This is a genomic window from Alsobacter sp. SYSU BS001988, assembly GCF_054796215.1.
The window spans coordinates 331,748-347,938 of the sequence record NZ_JBTAMK010000005.1; the positions used below are offsets into that span (position 1 = coordinate 331,748).

Consider the following 16,191-nt stretch of genomic DNA (forward strand, 5'->3'; position numbering starts at 1 on the left):
AGGAGCGCGGGCCGAGGCCGGCGCCTTCGCAGGACCGTCATCCCGCGCCGGTGGCTTCGGCGGCCTTGACCCTTTGCAGAAGCGACGTGACGGCGGCGCCGGCCGCGGCGCTGTCGACGTGTTCGCCCAGCGCCTGCACCGAAACCATGGAGTTGGCGAACTCGATGCCGAGCTCCGGGAACGCCCGCACCATCCTCTTCACGGCCTCGCGCTGGATATAGGAGGGCTTGCCTGGCCGGACAGTGAACTTGAAGCGCATGATCAGGGCGTTGTCGGCGACGTCGGCGACGCCCTGCAGCTTCAGCGGCGCGAGGAACTCGTCCTTCATCTCCGGATCGTCCAGCATCTCCTGGCCGATCTTCTTCACGGTCTTGCGCAGCTTCTCCACGTCCGTGTCGCGGGCGAAGCGCAGGTTGAACTTCACCGTCGTCCAGTCCCGGCTGAAATTGGTGATCTGGCCGAGCTGCCCGAACGGGATGGTGTGCACCTGTCCGTTCTGGTGCCGCAGCCGGATGGAGCGCAGCGTGAAGCCTTCGACCGTGCCCTTAGCCTTGCCGCAGTCGATGTACTCTCCCACCCGGAAGGCGTCGTCGGCGAGGTAGAACACGCCGGAGACGATGTCGCGCACCAGCGTCTGGCTGCCGAAGGAGAGCGCCAGCCCGAACACCGACGCGCCGGCGATCAGGGGCGTGATGTTGACGCCCCATTCGGACAGGACGACGAGCAGCGCGATCACGCCGATGAAGGCGAGCAGCGCCGTGCGCATCAGAGGCATCAGGGTGGCGACGCGCGACGCCGCCGCCGCATGTTCGTCCTCGTCGGCGGGCCCGCCCGGACCCTGCGCCGTCTCGTAGCGCCGCGTGAGGAAGCCCACCAGTTCGAAGCCGACATAGGCCATGAAGAGCGTCAGCCCGGCCGTCAGGGACGACCGGGTCAGCGCCCGCCAGCCCTTGGCGTCGACGAGGCCCAGCACGTCGACGATCCAGGTCTGCGCGATCAGCACGCCCGCCGAGATCAGGACGGCGACGGTGACGCAGCGCGCCAGCAGGCCGAACGCCGCCTCCCGCGAGGTGTGGGCGGCCCGGCGCTCGACGGCCTCCACCAGCGTGCGGAACAGGATCACGCCGAGCACGGCGTTGAGCGTGAACAGCATCGCGGCCGGAATGGACGGCTTTTGCAGCACCGCCCCATAGACCTGGGCGCCGCACAGCGCGACGAAGAACGGAACCGCGATCGCCAGCCAATGGCGGCCCAGCGCCTGTCCGGCGCCGCTCGCGCCGGCCAGACCCACGAACCAGCCCGCGACGGCGCGCCGGCTGGCGACGCTGGCCCACAGGAACACCCCGAGCAGCGCCAGGTTCTGCACGATCTGCCCCGCCGCGACGGCCTCCGGTGGCGCCTGCAGCGCGACCGCGACGCGCAGCGCGATGCGCCCCGCCAGGATCAGCAGCACGATGGCCGAGACCCGCCCATAGACGGCGCGCGCGTCTTCGTCCGACATGGCCGCCAGCCTCGCCTGCGGCGTCGCCGGCCGAAGGACGATCCTGAACGCCAGCATGTAGAACCGCCAGGCGAACGCCGCCGACAGCAGGGCCGCGCCCAGACGGGCCTGCCCGTCCGACCCGGCGAACCAGAGCCCGGACAGGACGCCCGCCGCAGCCCACACCGTGGCGAGCCCGACCAGGTCGAGGAGCGCCAGGCCCGCGAGGCGGGCGAGGCCGCCCCGGCCCGCCTGGGCGGCGGCGCCGCTGACGAGCCGGGCCCTGAGCGGCGCAAGCGCCGCGGCGACGGCCCGCTCCGACCCGATGGCGAGGCCGAGCGCCGCGACCGCCATCGCGATGAAGGACCAGAGACCCCTGCCCCCCTGGGCCGACCTGTCGAGAGCGGCCGGAAGCGCGCGATAGACGCCGATCAGATCCGGGAACGCGCGCATCACCGCGCCGGCGCGCTCGGCGAAGGCTGCCGCCTCCTGCGCCAGCACGCCGTCCTCGCTCGCGCTCGCGGCGGGCGCGGCCGGAGGCGCAGGAGCCGCCATGGGCACGGGCGAAGACGACGCCGCGGGCGCCGCGCCGGGCGCGGGCTCCTCGCGCAGCCGCTTGGCCACGGCCCGGCTGATGGCGTCCACCAGCCCGTCATACTGCTCCTGCGTGAAGCCCTGCGGCAGGGGTGGCGGCGCCTGCGTCTGCGCCATGACTCCGGCGGACGCCGACAGCCCCAGCAGTCCGCAGACTCCGAGGCAGGCGATCAGATATCGGAACGGGTTCACGCGCGAGCCCCCCTGCCCCTCCGATGCTTCAACGGGGCTCGGAGCTTCCCCCGGACGGCGATGACGGCCGCCTAGTAGCGGCGGACCCGCACCACGCGGGCCGGCGGCCTGCGCGCCACCGCGGCCCCGCGCGGCCCGACGCACCCGGCGCGGTAATAGCCCCGCGCGCATGTCACAGCTCCCGCCTCCGTGGTCGTCGCCGGAAGGACCAGCAAGCCGCCCAGCATGCTGAGCGTGAGGCTCAGACCCATCGACGCGGCGATCCAGACGATTCTCATGACGCACTCCCGATCGCGCTCCCCCGAGGGCGCGTATGGCAGGCTGCGCCCGGCGGGCGGTCCGGCCTATGCGATTTCGGCAGATCGCCGCCTTGCCCGCGGCCCTCACCGCTCGGTGATGAGCCTCACGGGCGCGCCCAGGAGGGTGACCGGCAGCGACACGATCGCGCCGAGCGACGTCCCCAGCGCGGCCTGCGAGCGGGCCGGCCCTGCGCCGCCGACGCCGCGCTGCAGCACGAGATGCATCTCGGGCGCGACTTGCGCCAGCTTTGCGAATTTGTCGTGCCCGGTGGAATCGCCCGACTTCAGATCCGTGAGGTCCACCACGACCGCGCCCAGCGCGGCCAGTTCGGCCTCGTTGGCGTCGTCCCCGACGCGGCTCTCTCCGCCGGCGATGAAGCGCGACGCGCCGAGCGCCTTGTCGTCGCGGGACAGGATGATGAAAAACGGCTTCTGCGGCTTGCCGAACCTTCGCATCTGCGACTTGAAGACGTCCACGTCGATGTCCGGGGCGGCGAGATACACTGTGCCGAGCTTCTCCATCGGCGGGATCCGCCCGGAGATCTTGATCTGCCGCAGCGCCTCCACGGTGACCCAGTTGCCCATCGAGTGCGCCAGGATGTTCACCTGCTCGGCGTTGCTGGCGAAGACGAGCCGGATGGTGCGCTCCAGGTCGTCGCGCGCCGTCGTGGCGCTGTTGGTGTCATAGACATACTGGCCGAGCTTGCCGCGCGAAGCCCAGGTGAACAGCACCGGCACGCCGGGCGCCTTCGCGTCATGCACGACCTGGGCGAAACGGTAGACGCCCTCCGCGAACAGCGTGTTGTAGCCGTGGATGAACAGCAGCACGTTGCGCTTGCCGGGCGGCCGCAACGCCAGCTGGGCGTTCAGGGCCGTGACGAAGGCCTTCTCCTCGTTCAGGTAGGAGGCGCTGCGCACCGTGAACTCCGTGCGCGGGTCGCCGGGGGCGGCCGAGGGCCACTCGACCTCGCCAGGCGCATGCCGGGGCGGGACGACCACCTCGACTCTGGCGAAATCCAGCGGCGCGGCGCGCTCGCCGTTGAACAGCGTCCCCGGCCGCTCGTCGCGGCTGCGCGTGGTGGCGACCAAGAGCGTATGGGCGCTGGCGCCGGGGTCGACGCTGGCGATGGGCGTCAGGAAGCCCGACTCCGGCCGCGTGCCGCAGGCGGCGGTCAAAAGGGCGATGGCCGCCAGAGCGCAGCGCAGCGATGTGCGGACGCCGTCGCGGCCCCAGGCGCGCAGGACGCGCGAGATGGGGCGCCGCGCCCCGGCGGTCAGGTGACAGAGCGGGTTCATCCGCCTCGACTGCACGGTCCGCCGCCAACCGGCTATGCGATTCCGGCCGACCGCCCGCCGGAAGGGCGCGCTGACCTGACGCTTATCAATGCGGGCGCGCAACTGTGCTGCAACCATGTCGTGAGGACACGATGTCACGGTGGGTGCAGTGACGAGCGCGGTGACCAGCTTCAGCGATCCTTACGCCTATCACGACGCCATCCACGCCGCGCAGGTCAAGGCGGTCTTCATCGGCGACGGCGACTTCCGGGCGACGCTGGCCAGCGTCGATCTGGACGGGCTGACCTTGCAGAGCGGCTCGGAGAACCTGCCGCGCACCTTCGCGTTCCTGGCCCCGCGGGACCAGGCGTCGATCTTTTTCCTGGCCGACGAGCGCCAGGCTCCGCTCCAGAACAACGGCGCCGCCCTGTCGCCGGGCGAGCTGGCGGCGTTCCGGCCCGGGACCTTCAACTCCCAGCAGACCGCCGGATCCTGCGACTGGGCGAGCCTGGCGCTCGCCCCGGACCGCCTCGACGCGGTCTTCCGGACGGTGATCGGCCGCGACCCTCCGTCCTGGCCCGAAACCCACATCCTGCGCCCGCCGCCATCGTCCTGGCTGCGGCTGATGCGGCTGCATGCGACGGTGATGCGCCTCGCCAGGGTGGCCCCGGAGGCGCTGTCCGACGCCGAGATCGCCCGGGGACTGCAGAGCGGCGTCGAGCACGCGCTGGCGCTCTGCCTGGACGAGGCGGCGCCGGTCCGCACCAGCCTGGCGCGCGGACATCACCGCATGGTGGTCCAGCGGCTCGAGGAGGCCGCCGAGATGGCGCCAGACCGGCCGCTCTATCTGAGCGAGGTCTGCGCCGCCATCGGCGTGCCCGAGCGCACGCTGCGGGTCAGCTGCCAGGAGCAGCTCGGCATGGGTCCGATCCGCTATCTCTGGCTGCGCCGCATGAACCTGGCGCACCGCGCGCTGCGGCGGGCCGACCCGGCCAGCACGAGCGTGACGGCGGTCGCCACCGACCACGGCTTCTGGGAGCTCGGGCGCTTCTCGGTGGCCTACCGCAAGCTCTACGGGCAGTCCCCCTCGGCGACCCTCCAGCATCGCTCCTGACCCCGCGGCGACGGTTCCCCGTTCGGGCTCGCCATGGCATGGAGGAGGGCCGCTCGTCAGGACCCGCCCCATGCCCGCATCCGCCCCCCACGACCACCAGGAGATCCGGCAAGCCGTTCGCGCCCTCTGCGCCGGGTTCCCGCCCGAGTATCACCGCAAGGTCGACCAGGACCGCGCCTATCCGGAGGACTTCGTCGAGGCGCTCACCCGCGCGGGCTGGCTCGCCGCCCTGATCCCGGAGGAGTATGGCGGCTCCGGCCTCGGCCTCACCGAGGCCTCCGTGATCATGGAGGAGATCAACCGCTCCGGCGGCAACTCCGGCGCCTGCCACGGCCAGATGTACAACATGGGCACCCTGCTGCGGCACGGCTCGGCCGAGCAGAAGCGGCGCTACCTGCCCGCGATCGCGTCAGGCGCATTGCGCCTGCAGTCGATGGGAGTCACCGAGCCGACCACCGGCACCGACACCACCCGCATCAAGACCACCGCCCTGCGCCGGGGCGACCGCTACGTCGTCAACGGCCAGAAGGTCTGGATCTCGCGCGTCCAGCATTCGGACCTGATGATCCTGCTCGCCCGGACGACGCCGCTGGCCGAGGTGGCGCGCAAGTCCGAGGGCCTGTCGATCTTCCTGGTGGACCTACGCGACGCGGTCGGCAAGGGGCTGGAGGTGCGCCCCATTCCGAACATGGTCAACCACGAGACCAACGAACTCTTCTTCGAGAACCTTGAGATCCCGGCGGAGAACCTCATCGGCCAGGAAGGCATGGGCTTCCGCTACATCCTCGACGGCCTCAACGCCGAGCGCGCGCTGATCGCGGCGGAGTGCATCGGCGACGGCTACTGGTTCATCGACAAGGTCGTCGCCTACGCCAAGGAGCGCGTGGTGTTCGGCCGGCCGATCGGCCAGAACCAGGGCGTGCAGTTCCCGATCGCCGAGAGCCATATCGAGATCGAGGCCGCCAACCTGATGCGCTTCGAGGCGTGCCGCCTGTTCGACGCCGGCCAGCCCTGCGGCGCGCAGGCCAACATGGCCAAATACCTCGCCGCCAAGGCGAGCTGGGAGGCGGCGAACGCCTGCATCCAGTTCCATGGCGGCTTCGGCTTCGCCAGCGAGTACGACGTCGAGCGCAAGTTCCGCGAGACCCGCCTCTACCAGGTCGCGCCGATCTCGACCAACCTGATCCTCTCCTATGTGGCCGAGCACGTGCTCGGCCTGCCGCGGTCCTTCTGACTGAAGCCCCCCTCAGACGGAGCGCATCAGCCCGCCATCCACCCTGATGTTCTGGCCGGTGATGTATCCCGCGCCCGGCGAGGCCAGGAAGGCCACGGTGGCGGCGATCTCCTCGCTCGTGCCGTAGCGCTGCATGGGAACGCCCTGGCGGCGCTCCTCGGTCTGCGGGAGGCTGTCGATCCAGCCGGGCAGGACGTTGTTCATGCGCACGTTCTGCGGCGCGTACTGGTCGGCGAAAAGCTTGGTGAAGGCGGCGAGGCCGGCGCGGAACACGGCCGAGGTGGGGAACATCGGGCTCGGCTCGAACGCCCATGCGGTCGAGATGTTGATGATGGCGCCGCCGCCCTGGGCGGCCATGACCGGCGCCACCAGCCGCGTGGCCCTGACCACGTTGAGAAAATAGACCTCCATCCCGCGTCGCCAGTCCTCGTCGCTGATCTCCAGGAGCGGCGCGCGCGGCCCGTGGCCGGCGCTGTTGACGAGCACGTCGACGCGGCCCCACCGCTCGACCGTCTGGTCGACGAGGCGCTTCAGGTCGTCCGGGGATTGGTTCGACCCGGTGACGCCGAGGCCGCCCAGTTCGGCCGCGAGCGCCTCGCCCTTTCCGGACGAGGACAGGATCGCGACCTTGCACCCCTCGGACGCCAGCTTGCGCGCGGCCGCCGCGCCCATGCCGCTGCCGCCGGCGGCCACGATCGCCACCCTGACCGGGGTCCCGTTCTCAAGCGTGTCCATGGCTGGGTCTCCTGGCTTCCCCCTAACGGGGACCGAGCGCCCGTCATTCCACGCGCGGCGCGAGCCCGCAAGGCGCGCGTGCGACGACCGCCGCCGGGCCCGCGGCGACGGCTGGAAGGCCGAGCCCCCGGCTGAAGCTCAGGCGATCATTCGAGACGCTCTTCCGCCAGCGGATCCTCGGAGCCCTTCTCGTATTTGAACGAGACCCTGACCTTGGCGCGATACGCTTCGATCCGCCCGCCTTCGTCGATCAGCATGTCCTGCTCGACGACTTCCGCGACGCGCAGGTCGCGCAGCGACGACGCCGCCCGTTCGACGGCGGCCTTGGCGGCCTTCTCCCAGCTCTCCGTGCTGGACCCGATGAGTTCGATGACCTTGTAGACGCTCTCGGCCATGGTCTCCTCCCGTCGAAGGCGAGACCGGATGGTACTCCTCCGGCCGGCCCGGCACGAGCGCCTTTGGCCGACCTCCTCAGTGAAGGGTCGGCGGAGCCTGCGTCTCGCAGCTGAACCGCAGGGGCTCGCCGCGCCCGTCCGACACCTCGATGCGCCATCCCTGGGAGGGGGTGTCCTCGTCCATCCCGAGGAACCACTCATATTCGGCGAGCGCCGCGCAGAGCGCCTCGTCGTCGTCGGGGAACGCCCGCTCGGCGCCGAGCCAGGCGCAGCTCTCGTCCCGGTACAGTGCGATGGTGTAAAGGGGCATGTCGCCCTCCCCTGCGATCCTGCCCGCAGCATGCCCTCCTTCCGGGGCGGATTCCGTGCGTGACCACACCCGCGGGCCACGCCGGAACCGCGCCCCGACCGGACGCGCCCCGGTCCCCGTCGCCGGTCAGGACAGGCCGGCGCGGTCGAGGCCGAAGAGCTTGTCGGCCGCTCCCGGCTCGGCGCGGAACGCCACGCTGGCGCGGTTCCAGGAGTTGATGGTCATGACCACGAAGGTCAGGTCCACGAGCTCCTTCTCGGCGAACTCGTCCCGCGCCATTCCGTAGACCTCGTCGGGCACTCCGTGCGGCGGCAGCTGCGTCACCGCTTCCGTCCAGGCGAGCGCGGCGCGCTCCCGCGCCGAGAACAGCGGCGACTCCCGCCAGACCGCGAGGTGGTGGAGCCGCAGCTCGCGCTCGCCGTGGATCTTCGCCTGTTTGACGTGCATGTCGACGCAGAACGCGCAGCCGTTGAGCTGTGACGCGCGGATCTCGACCAGGCTGACCAGCGTCGGGTCGAGCGCTGTCTTGGCCGACGCCGAGAGATCGGCGAGCGCCTTGAAGAGGTCGGGGGACAGCTTGGCGTAGTTGAGGCGCAGGGTCATCGTCGTCTCCGTGGTGCGACAGGGCCTTCCGGCCATTCCGACGCGTCGGTCGACCGTCGGCGCCCCCAGGACGAGATCGCGGGCCGGGATGTGACATCGCCGACGGCGCTGCGCCATGTCACATCGCGGCGGTCCGGCTCGTCTTGGAGAGGCGAGTCCGCCATGGAGGCGGTCCCTGTTCACGCGCGAGAGGATGCGCCATGGTGAGGGTCTCCCGTTCCGACAGCCCGCCTCGGAAACACGCGGCGATGACGCGACCCGACGATCCCACGACGGCGTTCGAGGCGCACCGCCCTCGCCTCTTGCGGATGGCCTACCGGATGCTCGGTTCGCGGAGCGAGGCCGAGGACGTGGTCCAGAACGCATGGCTGCGCTGGACGGCCACGGACCGGAGCGCGGTCCAGGCGACCTTCCCGTTCCTGGCGCGCATCGTCACCCGGCTCTGCCTCGACGAGATGAAGTCGGCCAGGGCGCGGCGGGAGACCTATGTCGGCGCCTGGCTCCCCGAGCCGCTGCTGTCCGCGCCCGACGAGCGCGTCGACGAGGACGACCTCACCCTGACGCTGATGCTGGCCCTGGAGCGTCTCTCGCCGCTCGAACGGGCCGCATTCCTGCTCCACGACGTCTTCGGCGTGCCGCTGGACGAGGTGGCCGAGACGCTGGGGCGAAAGGGCCCGGCCGTGCGGCAGCTCGCGGCGCGGGCGCGCAGGCACGTCCAGGCGGCGCGTCCCCGTTTCCAGGTGGAGCGGGAGGAAGGCGAGCGGGTCGCCCGCGCCTTCTTCGAGGCTTCGACCAGCGGCGACGTCGCGGCCCTGCGCAGCCTCCTCGCCCAGGACGCCGTGCTTCAGTCCGACGGCGGCGGAAAGGTGCTGGCCTTCATCAACCCGGTGGTGGGGGTCGAGCGGCTGCTGCGCCTCTATGCAGGCCTCCACCGCAAATGGGGGCGCCGCGAAGCAGAGCTGCTCGAGCCGGTCTGGATCGACGGCCTCCCCGGCTATGTCAGCCGCGAGCGCGGCGCGGTCCTCCAGACCACCGCCCTGGAGATCGAGCAGGGCCGGATCACCGGGATCTACATCACCCGTAATCCCGACAAGCTGCGCGCCGTGGCGCAGCGATAGCCGCGGGCCGCCGTCCGTAGGGCTACGGACTGCGCAATCTACGGATGCCGTCTGGAGATTGGAGGCGTAGATCCACGGGGCCGGCGAGACGTCGCGCCCTCTGATCGAGCTGCGCCCGCTCCGGTCCTGCCATTCCCCCCAAACGCGCCGGCAGGGCGCGACTCGGAGGCCTTGATGGCCAACACCGCCCGCCGCCTCGTCGCGGCCGCCGCGGCGACGATGATCGCCGCTCCCACCCTGGCCGAAGCCCATGTGAAGTGGTTCGCCCCCTACATCGTCGGGGCGGCCCCGCGTCCCGTGTCGGCCACCCTGCATGACGTCTGGTTCTGGACCGCGATCGTCCTGGTGACCGTCTTCTTCGCGGCGACCCGCGCCATCGAACGCACGCGCGTCGGCGAAGCCGTGCTCGCCGGGTTCGACCGCGTGTTCGACCCGCTCTGGTCCCGCGCCGACGATTTCATGCGGGTGACGACCGGCGCGTTCTTCGTCGCCATCTTCGCGGTCGGCGGCGTCTACCTGACCCCCGATCTGAAGACGCCCGCCGAATGGGTCTCCTGGGCGCAGCTCTTGATCGCCGCCGGCGTCTTCTCCCGCCGCACCATGCCGATCTCGGCCGCCGGCATCGTCGCGCTGTGGGCGCTCGCGCTGCGTGACTACGACCTCTTCCACCTGCTCGACTACCTGGCCCTCGGCCTCGCCGTCGCCGCCTATCTCGTGCTGGAGGCCTCCTCGAACGAGGACTGGCGCAAGCATCGCTTCGAGGTGCTGCGCTGGGGCGTCGCGATCGCGCTGATGTGGTCGAGCCTGGAGAAGTTCGCCTACCCTGAGTGGTTCTACCCGCTCGTGGCCGAGAAGCCCTTCCTCACCTTCGGCATCCCGCGCGACGCGTTCATCCCGATGGCCGGGGTCGCCGAGTTCACGCTGGGCTTCGCCTTCCTCTGGACGCCGCTGGTGCGGCGGCTCTCCGCCGTGTCGCTGTTCGTCATCTTCAACGCGGCCGTCTATCCCTTCGGCCGGATCGACATGGTGGGCCATGCGCTGATCATGGCCATCATCGTCCTGATCGCCGCCGACCACACCCGCGAGATCCACTTCGCGCCGGCGCTGAAACGGCGTGTGGCCGCGATTCCCGCCGCCCTGGCGGCGGCCCTCGTCCTGTTCGTCGCCGGCTACTGGGATCCCACATCGCCCTCTACGGAACCGCGGGCCGGACCGACGCTCCCGCCCTGACGACGACGCATACGCACGACCCGCAACGCCCGCATCTGGGGCCGGAGGCCCAAAGGGCGACCGGTTCGTCGGTCCGCTGACGCGGACCGTCGCCTGACCGGGACGGACGACGGCCGCTGAGCGCCTTCAAAGGGACGCAGCGGCCGTCGAGTCGCGACCGATGGGCCCGTCGAGCCGCGCCCGGCTGCGTAGGCGTCAGCGCTGTCCGGTGTCCTTGCGGCGCTGGCGCGAGGCGGTGACCTTCGCCCGATTGCCGCACACGCGCATCTCGCACCAGCGGCGGCTCTTGTTCTTGGTCGCGTCGAAGAACAGCCAGCCGCATTCCTTGCCTTCGCACCGCTTGGTCCGCGAAAGGTCCCGCTCCATCAGCAACGTCAACGCCGACAGCGTGATGGGCCCCAGGATGGCCGGGACGAGGCTCTTGTCGGGGTCCCACCTCCACACGAACGCTCCGTCGCGGGAGCCCAGCGTCGCCGATGCGAGACATCGCGCGTGCAGCGCCGCAAGCCTGTCGCGCCGTCCCGCGTCCACGGCCCGGCGCTCCGCGACCTCCGTGGCGATCTCCCAGATGAGTTCGCGCGCCTCCAGGACCGCGTCGAGCAGTTCCCGGCTCGCGGCGTCGTCGGCGTCGATCCGCCGCCTCGCGGCCGCGGCGGCCGCCGGCTCGATGACCCTCGCATGCTCGGCCCAGACCAGCACGTCCCTGCCGGTGCGCAGATGGTCCTGATGGCTCGGCGCCCCGCGTCCGGAGGACGTGTTGGTGAAGTCGAGAGCCAGCTCGCCGCCGACGAGGTCGAGCGTGCCGGCGCGCGATGGCGCAAGCCCCTCCGCCTGGAATGTGGGACGCATCATGTAACCATCTATCTCCGTTTGACCGGAGCAATCAAGTCTCCTAGCCTGAAACCTGCAAAGTCGGTTTAGGAGGTTTCAATGAACGCGCGGGTCTGGGCCTTGTCGGCGATCCTGGCGGCGGGGCTGTCGCCGCATCACGCGGCGGCGCAGGTGAAGATCGGAATCGGCGGCCCCGTCACCGGAGCCAACGCCGCCTTCGGGGCGCAGCTCGCCACGGGCGCGCAGCAGGCCGTCGCCGACATCAACGCCGCGGGCGGCGTCCTCGGCCAGAAGCTGGAGGCCGTTCAGGGCGACGACGCCGGCGATCCGAAGCAGGGCGTCTCCGTCGCGAACAAATTCGTGGGCGACGGCGTCAAGTTCGTGGTCGGCCACTTCAACTCGGGCGTCTCCATTCCGGCCTCGGAGGTCTACGCCGACAGCGGCGTCCTGCAGATCTCACCGGCTTCGACCAACCCCAAATTCACCGACCGCGGCCTGTGGAACACGTTCCGCACATGCGGTCGCGACGACCAGCAGGGCGTCGTGGCCGGCGGGTTCATCGCCAGGACGTTCAAGGGCAAGAACGTCGTCGTCCTGCACGACAAGACGACCTACGGAAAAGGTCTCGCCGACGAAACCAAGGCGAACATGAACAAGGCCGGCCTGAAGGAGGCGCTCTATGAGGGCGTCAACACGGGCGAGAAGGACTTCTCGGCCCTGGTCGCCAAGATCAAGGCCGCCAAGGCGGATCTCGTCTACTGGGGCGGGTTGCACACCGAGCTCGGCCTCATCATCCGCCAGATGCGGGACCAGGGCGTGACCGCGCCGGCGATGGGCGCCGACGGCATCACCTCCGACGAATTCGCCGCCATCGGCGGGGACGGCGTGATCGGCACCTACATGACGTTTCCGCCGGACCCGCGGAACCGCCCGACAGCCAAGGACGTCGTGCAGCGCTTCGTCGCCAGGGGTTTCAACCCCGAGGCCTACACCCTCTACTCCTACGCGGCCGTGCAGCTGATCCAGCAGGCGGCCGAGGACGCCAAGTCCCTCGATCCCCGGAAGGTCGCCGAGGTCCTGCGCAGCGGCAAGACCTTCAAGACGGTGCTGGGCGACATCTCCTACGACAAGAAGGGCGACCGCCTCAGCCTCGATTACGTGCTCTACACCTGGCGGCGCGGCGGCGACGGCAAGATCACCTATGTGGAGATGAAGTGACCGGCGCCAACCTCTGCGACCTTTCGGTCGCGACCCGGTCATCCCGCTTCGCCCATACGGATTCGCGCCTCGGCAACTCGCCGATCTGGTACGCGACGCAGTTGCTGCCGCTGCACATGAGCGACAAGCGGGCGCGCGAGGTGATCATGCTCGGCAGGACCTACACGGCGGAGGACGCCGAGCGCCTGGGCTTGGATCAACGAGGTCGTCGACGAGGACAAGCTCGACGCCACCGTGGCCGACTGGTGCCAACGGCTCCTGCCCGGATCCGCCCCAGGTCCCCTGCCCCGTTCGCCTCGTGGCGGCGAACATCCTTGCAGAGTCAGCGCCCTGAGTGATCGAAACGAAGAAGGTGGCGGAGACGGAGTCCGCAATATTGCCGTATAAGCCTGTGCACGAACGTCCACTACCGCCCGCAATACCATTGATGAATCAAGGCCCATCGTCCTAATCTGTCCTTAGTAGTTCGCCGCAAGCCAGCGACACGGGTGGGGTAGAAGGTAGGGAAGACAGTGGCGCGACCCGAGAAGATGCTCAGCGCTCGCGCCGTCGCCGCGGCCAAGGAGCCTGGGCGCTACGCCGACGGAGGCGGCCTCTACCTCAGCGTTTCGGCCGGCGGCGCGAAGTCCTGGGTCTTCATGTGGAAGGTGGGCGGCAAGCGGACGGAGATTGGCCTCGGCTCGCTGACCAAGGTGTCCCTAGCCTCTGCCCGTGAGCGGGCCGCTTTAGCCCGGGAAGCTGTTGGACAAGGAAAAGACCCCAGAGCCATCCTGAAGCCCGCCAGCGCCGTCCCCACGTTCGGCGAGGAGGCTGACGCGCTGATCGCCAGCATGGCCTCAAGTTGGCGCAACGCAAAGCACAGGGCTCAATGGGAGATGACCCTTCGTGAGTATGCGAAGCCGCTTCGCTCGCGCCCAGTCGACCAGGTCACGACGGAGCATGTGCTCGCCGTTCTAAAGCCACTGTGGACGAGCCGCCCGGAGACGGCGTCCCGGTTGCGCGGCCGAATCGAGGCGGTACTCGCGGCTTCAACGGCTAAGGGGCATCGGTTCGGTCCCAACCCAGCGCAGTGGCGTCACCACCTCGATAAGTTGCTGCCCAAGCGCACGAAGCTTCAAAGGGGACATCATGCGGCAATGCCATTTGCGTCCATCCCTGGACTGCTTGAGCTCCTCCGCACCAATGCGAGCGTCTCCGCAGCCGCCCTCGAGTTCACCATCCTCACGGCGGCCCGGTCTGGCGAGACGCTCGGGGCACGGTGGAGCGAGATCGACCTCGATGCGAAGACGTGGACCGTTCCTGCCTCCCGCATGAAAGCTGCCAAGGAGCATCGTGTGCCGCTGTCAGAGCGCGCCGTGGAGATCCTGGAGGCGATGCAGACCCTCAGGACCGCTGCGAACGGCCACGTCTTCCCGGGCCGCAAGGACGGTGCCGGCTTGTCGGTCATGGCTCTGGAGATGGTTCTCCGCCGCCTCAAGGTCGAAAACGCGACGGTGCACGGCTTCCGGTCGTCCTTCCGCGATTGGGCCGGCGAGGCGACCAACTTCCCCCGTGACGTAGCCGAGATGGCGCTGGCTCATAAGGTTGGGGACGAGGTCGAGCGTGCATATCGCCGTGGAGACGCGCTGGAAAAGCGTCGAATGCTCATGGACAGCTGGGCGCGTTTCTGCGAGCCCAAGGATGGGAATGTGGTCGCGCTTTCCCGGCGCGGCTGAACCAACGCACGGGGATAGGCCGGCCAGCCGACAAGTCGAGTAGCACCCTCGGCTTCCCTGTGCTCCTCCGGTGCCCGCATGGTGCTGCGAGATGGAAGAGAACGACCTGGTTTCGCTTGGCGATGTCGCGGGGGAGCAGCGTTGGACGCTGGACATGGCCCTGGCCTGGATCTCGACGAGAGACCTAGAGACGGTGCGACTGCTCTGGGAGGAGTACCGGGTAAATGAAATGGGACTGCCGTTCTCAGGAACGTTCGATCTTGACCTGTTCGATATCGAGATACCCGAACATCAGATGAAAGAAGCGGGCCGATTGCTGTTGGCCGCCCTCCGCTCGAATAAAGTTGCCGCGTATGAACTCTCCGGGGGAGGCACGAGGCAAAGAGTAGACCCGGTGCAAGTTGAGCGACGCTGGGAGATCGGTCGCAAACACGACAACGAAACGATCATCCGCGACGCGTATGGTCCCAAACTAGGCGACGTCGTGATCGAAAGCGTTGACCTGATTAAGGCCTTTCCCTCTCGACTAGACGGGATTGGGACGAACGTCGTTCCGAGCAGTCCGGGGGTTCCGGAAGAGATCCGGAGCCCGGGTGTCGCCACTGCCCCGGAATCAGAGAGATCTGACGACTGCGGCCAACATGGCCAAGCGATCGACCGGGCCGCCGCGGCGAACGCTTCTCGCGAAAGTTTGGAGGAACTCGACCAGACGATCAGGAGCATCGTTCAGACCACTGGGCGGCGGGGGGAAAAAAGCGTCTGGACCGCCTATCAGCAAGGGGGAGGTCCTAGCCAGTACCGGAGAGTGATGGCTCGCCTCCGCACGTTGTACCCCGAAGGTGGATCTCGAGGACGTCCAAAACGAAATTCCGAGGGCCAGAACCAGCAAGAAAAATGCGACAGCTGAATTGCGACTGTTTTTAATGCAGCGCAATTTTGGCATTTAGACACGCTCGGAAACGTGTGGATACTGCATGACCGTGGAAAGAAAACACGGAGCGGCAGCATGCCGAACACGTCTCTGATCGAAGTCACCCCATACGCACTCCGCATCCCTGACGCGGTGAAATACTCGGGCCTCAGCCGCTCGATGCTCTACGTCCTGGAGAGCCAGGGCAAGCTGAACATGATCAAGGTCGCGGGACGTCGCCTGATCCTTCGCAGCGACCTCGAAGCTTTCCTGTCCTCGCGCCGGCAGGCCGCCTGAACCAATGGCCAATACGAAGAACCCGAAGCCGCTGGCGGGCGGCTCCGGGCTCGATCTTGGACCTGGCTTAGTGGCGGGTCAGTTCGAGAAAACTAGCACAAAACTGCTCGCAGTTGAATGGCTGACGAGACGGTACTTAATCTCGGCCGCTCTTGCGGGCGTCATCGCGGAAATAACCGGACTGGGAGGTCGCGCATGACCTCACCCGTACAGGGCGACCACAGGCCGCTGCGGCTAGTCCCCCCTCGAGTCCTTTCGGGCGAGCAGGCCTTTCGGCTCCTCACCGAGAGGATGAAGCGCGACTTCGCCGCTAACTGGTGGCGCGCTCGGGAAGGCAAACGGCTGCAGCCGGTGGGAGGGCGGTCATGAGCGCCCTTACGCAAGACGCTCTCCAGGCGGAGCAAGCCCTTCTCGGGGCTGCTCTGGTCGATCCGGCTACGATCGACCGGGTACGCGGGATCGTGGTTTCCGACGATATCGGCGAGCCGGTCCACAAGCTGTTGTTCGACGCGATGACGGCGCGCCGGGACGAGGGGGGCGGTTTCGATGTCGCCCTGCTCAGAATGGCCATCGGCGATCACGACCTCGGCGGCATGACCGTGGCTCAGTACATCGCCCGGCTCGCGGCCGACGCGACCACG

18 protein-coding genes are annotated in these 16,191 nt (G+C 69.0%); 10 read left to right on the plus strand and 8 right to left on the minus strand.

Going from position 1 to position 16,191, the window contains the following annotated elements:
- Window positions 1–37 precede the first annotated feature (37 nt).
- The 3 genes from ACYVO7_RS13155 to ACYVO7_RS13165 all read right to left on the minus strand — a co-directional run bounded on the left by ACYVO7_RS13155 (window position 38) and on the right by ACYVO7_RS13165 (window position 3,861).
- Window positions 38–2,266: a mechanosensitive ion channel family protein gene (locus ACYVO7_RS13155; protein ID WP_460450273.1), complete on the minus strand. Its 2,229-nt coding sequence runs from the start codon at window positions 2,264–2,266 to the stop codon at window positions 38–40.
- 71 nt (window positions 2,267–2,337) lie between these two features.
- Entirely contained in the window at window positions 2,338–2,544 is a 207-nt protein-coding gene (locus ACYVO7_RS13160; protein WP_460450274.1) for a hypothetical protein, read from the minus strand.
- A 105-nt stretch (window positions 2,545–2,649) separates the two neighbouring features.
- On the minus strand, window positions 2,650–3,861 hold the full coding sequence (locus ACYVO7_RS13165) for an alpha/beta hydrolase (RefSeq protein ID WP_460450275.1): 1,212 nt from the start codon (window positions 3,859–3,861) through the stop codon (window positions 2,650–2,652).
- A 160-nt stretch (window positions 3,862–4,021) separates the two neighbouring features.
- Between ACYVO7_RS13165 and ACYVO7_RS13170 the strand changes: the two genes are divergently transcribed.
- Together ACYVO7_RS13170 and ACYVO7_RS13175 are read left to right on the plus strand one after the other, a co-directional pair.
- Window positions 4,022–4,954 carry a helix-turn-helix transcriptional regulator gene (locus tag ACYVO7_RS13170; RefSeq protein ID WP_460450276.1) on the plus strand — a complete coding sequence of 311 codons (933 nt, stop codon included), beginning with the start codon at window positions 4,022–4,024 and terminating at the stop codon, window positions 4,952–4,954.
- Between the two features lie 70 nt (window positions 4,955–5,024).
- Complete coding sequence (locus ACYVO7_RS13175; RefSeq protein WP_460450277.1) at window positions 5,025–6,188, plus strand: acyl-CoA dehydrogenase family protein; 1,164 nt, start codon at window positions 5,025–5,027, stop codon at window positions 6,186–6,188.
- 12 nt (window positions 6,189–6,200) lie between these two features.
- On the opposite strand, the gene ACYVO7_RS13180 is transcribed toward ACYVO7_RS13175, so the two are convergent.
- The 4 genes from ACYVO7_RS13180 to ACYVO7_RS13195 all read right to left on the minus strand — a co-directional run bounded on the left by ACYVO7_RS13180 (window position 6,201) and on the right by ACYVO7_RS13195 (window position 8,231).
- Window positions 6,201–6,923 carry an SDR family oxidoreductase gene (locus ACYVO7_RS13180; RefSeq protein ID WP_460450278.1) on the minus strand — a complete coding sequence of 241 codons (723 nt, stop codon included), beginning with the start codon at window positions 6,921–6,923 and terminating at the stop codon, window positions 6,201–6,203.
- Window positions 6,924–7,069: 146 nt separating this feature from the next.
- Window positions 7,070–7,318 (minus strand): dodecin family protein, encoded by a 249-nt coding sequence (locus tag ACYVO7_RS13185; protein ID WP_460450279.1) that lies wholly within the window; start codon window positions 7,316–7,318, stop codon window positions 7,070–7,072.
- Window positions 7,319–7,394: 76 nt separating this feature from the next.
- Window positions 7,395–7,628: a hypothetical protein gene (locus tag ACYVO7_RS13190; protein ID WP_460450280.1), complete on the minus strand. Its 234-nt coding sequence runs from the start codon at window positions 7,626–7,628 to the stop codon at window positions 7,395–7,397.
- 126 nt (window positions 7,629–7,754) lie between these two features.
- Entirely contained in the window at window positions 7,755–8,231 is a 477-nt protein-coding gene (locus ACYVO7_RS13195) for a carboxymuconolactone decarboxylase family protein (RefSeq protein ID WP_460450281.1), read from the minus strand.
- A gap of 248 nt (window positions 8,232–8,479) precedes the next feature.
- Here ACYVO7_RS13195 and ACYVO7_RS13200 point away from each other — a divergent pair, with 248 nt between their 5' ends.
- Together ACYVO7_RS13200 and ACYVO7_RS13205 are read left to right on the plus strand one after the other, a co-directional pair.
- On the plus strand, window positions 8,480–9,349 hold the full coding sequence (locus ACYVO7_RS13200) for a sigma-70 family RNA polymerase sigma factor (protein ID WP_460450282.1): 870 nt from the start codon (window positions 8,480–8,482) through the stop codon (window positions 9,347–9,349).
- Between the two features lie 174 nt (window positions 9,350–9,523).
- Window positions 9,524–10,579, plus strand: a complete 1,056-nt coding sequence (locus ACYVO7_RS13205) for a hypothetical protein (protein WP_460450283.1) — start codon at window positions 9,524–9,526, stop codon at window positions 10,577–10,579.
- A 195-nt stretch (window positions 10,580–10,774) separates the two neighbouring features.
- Here ACYVO7_RS13205 and ACYVO7_RS13210 read toward each other — a convergent pair whose 3' ends face one another.
- The gene (locus ACYVO7_RS13210; RefSeq protein WP_460450284.1) at window positions 10,775–11,431 is read right to left on the minus strand and encodes a CGNR zinc finger domain-containing protein; all 657 of its coding nucleotides are present in this window, start codon (window positions 11,429–11,431) and stop codon (window positions 10,775–10,777) included.
- 78 nt (window positions 11,432–11,509) lie between these two features.
- Between ACYVO7_RS13210 and ACYVO7_RS13215 the strand changes: the two genes are divergently transcribed.
- The 6 genes from ACYVO7_RS13215 to ACYVO7_RS13240 form a co-directional block, all read left to right on the plus strand.
- Window positions 11,510–12,628: a branched-chain amino acid ABC transporter substrate-binding protein gene (locus ACYVO7_RS13215; protein ID WP_460450285.1), complete on the plus strand. Its 1,119-nt coding sequence runs from the start codon at window positions 11,510–11,512 to the stop codon at window positions 12,626–12,628.
- Window positions 12,625–12,966 (plus strand): enoyl-CoA hydratase/isomerase family protein, encoded by a 342-nt coding sequence (locus ACYVO7_RS13220; protein WP_460450286.1) that lies wholly within the window; start codon window positions 12,625–12,627, stop codon window positions 12,964–12,966. The genes ACYVO7_RS13215 and ACYVO7_RS13220 overlap by 4 nt, the downstream gene beginning before the upstream one ends.
- A gap of 192 nt (window positions 12,967–13,158) precedes the next feature.
- Entirely contained in the window at window positions 13,159–14,343 is a 1,185-nt protein-coding gene (locus ACYVO7_RS13225; protein WP_460450287.1) for a tyrosine-type recombinase/integrase, read from the plus strand.
- A gap of 91 nt (window positions 14,344–14,434) precedes the next feature.
- On the plus strand, window positions 14,435–15,250 hold the full coding sequence (locus ACYVO7_RS13230; protein WP_460450288.1) for a hypothetical protein: 816 nt from the start codon (window positions 14,435–14,437) through the stop codon (window positions 15,248–15,250).
- Between the two features lie 99 nt (window positions 15,251–15,349).
- Window positions 15,350–15,550, plus strand: a complete 201-nt coding sequence (locus tag ACYVO7_RS13235) for a helix-turn-helix domain-containing protein (RefSeq protein WP_460450289.1) — start codon at window positions 15,350–15,352, stop codon at window positions 15,548–15,550.
- 365 nt (window positions 15,551–15,915) lie between these two features.
- Window positions 15,916–16,191 (plus strand): DnaB-like helicase N-terminal domain-containing protein (locus tag ACYVO7_RS13240; RefSeq protein WP_460450290.1); only part of this gene is annotated, 276 nt, incomplete at its 3' end.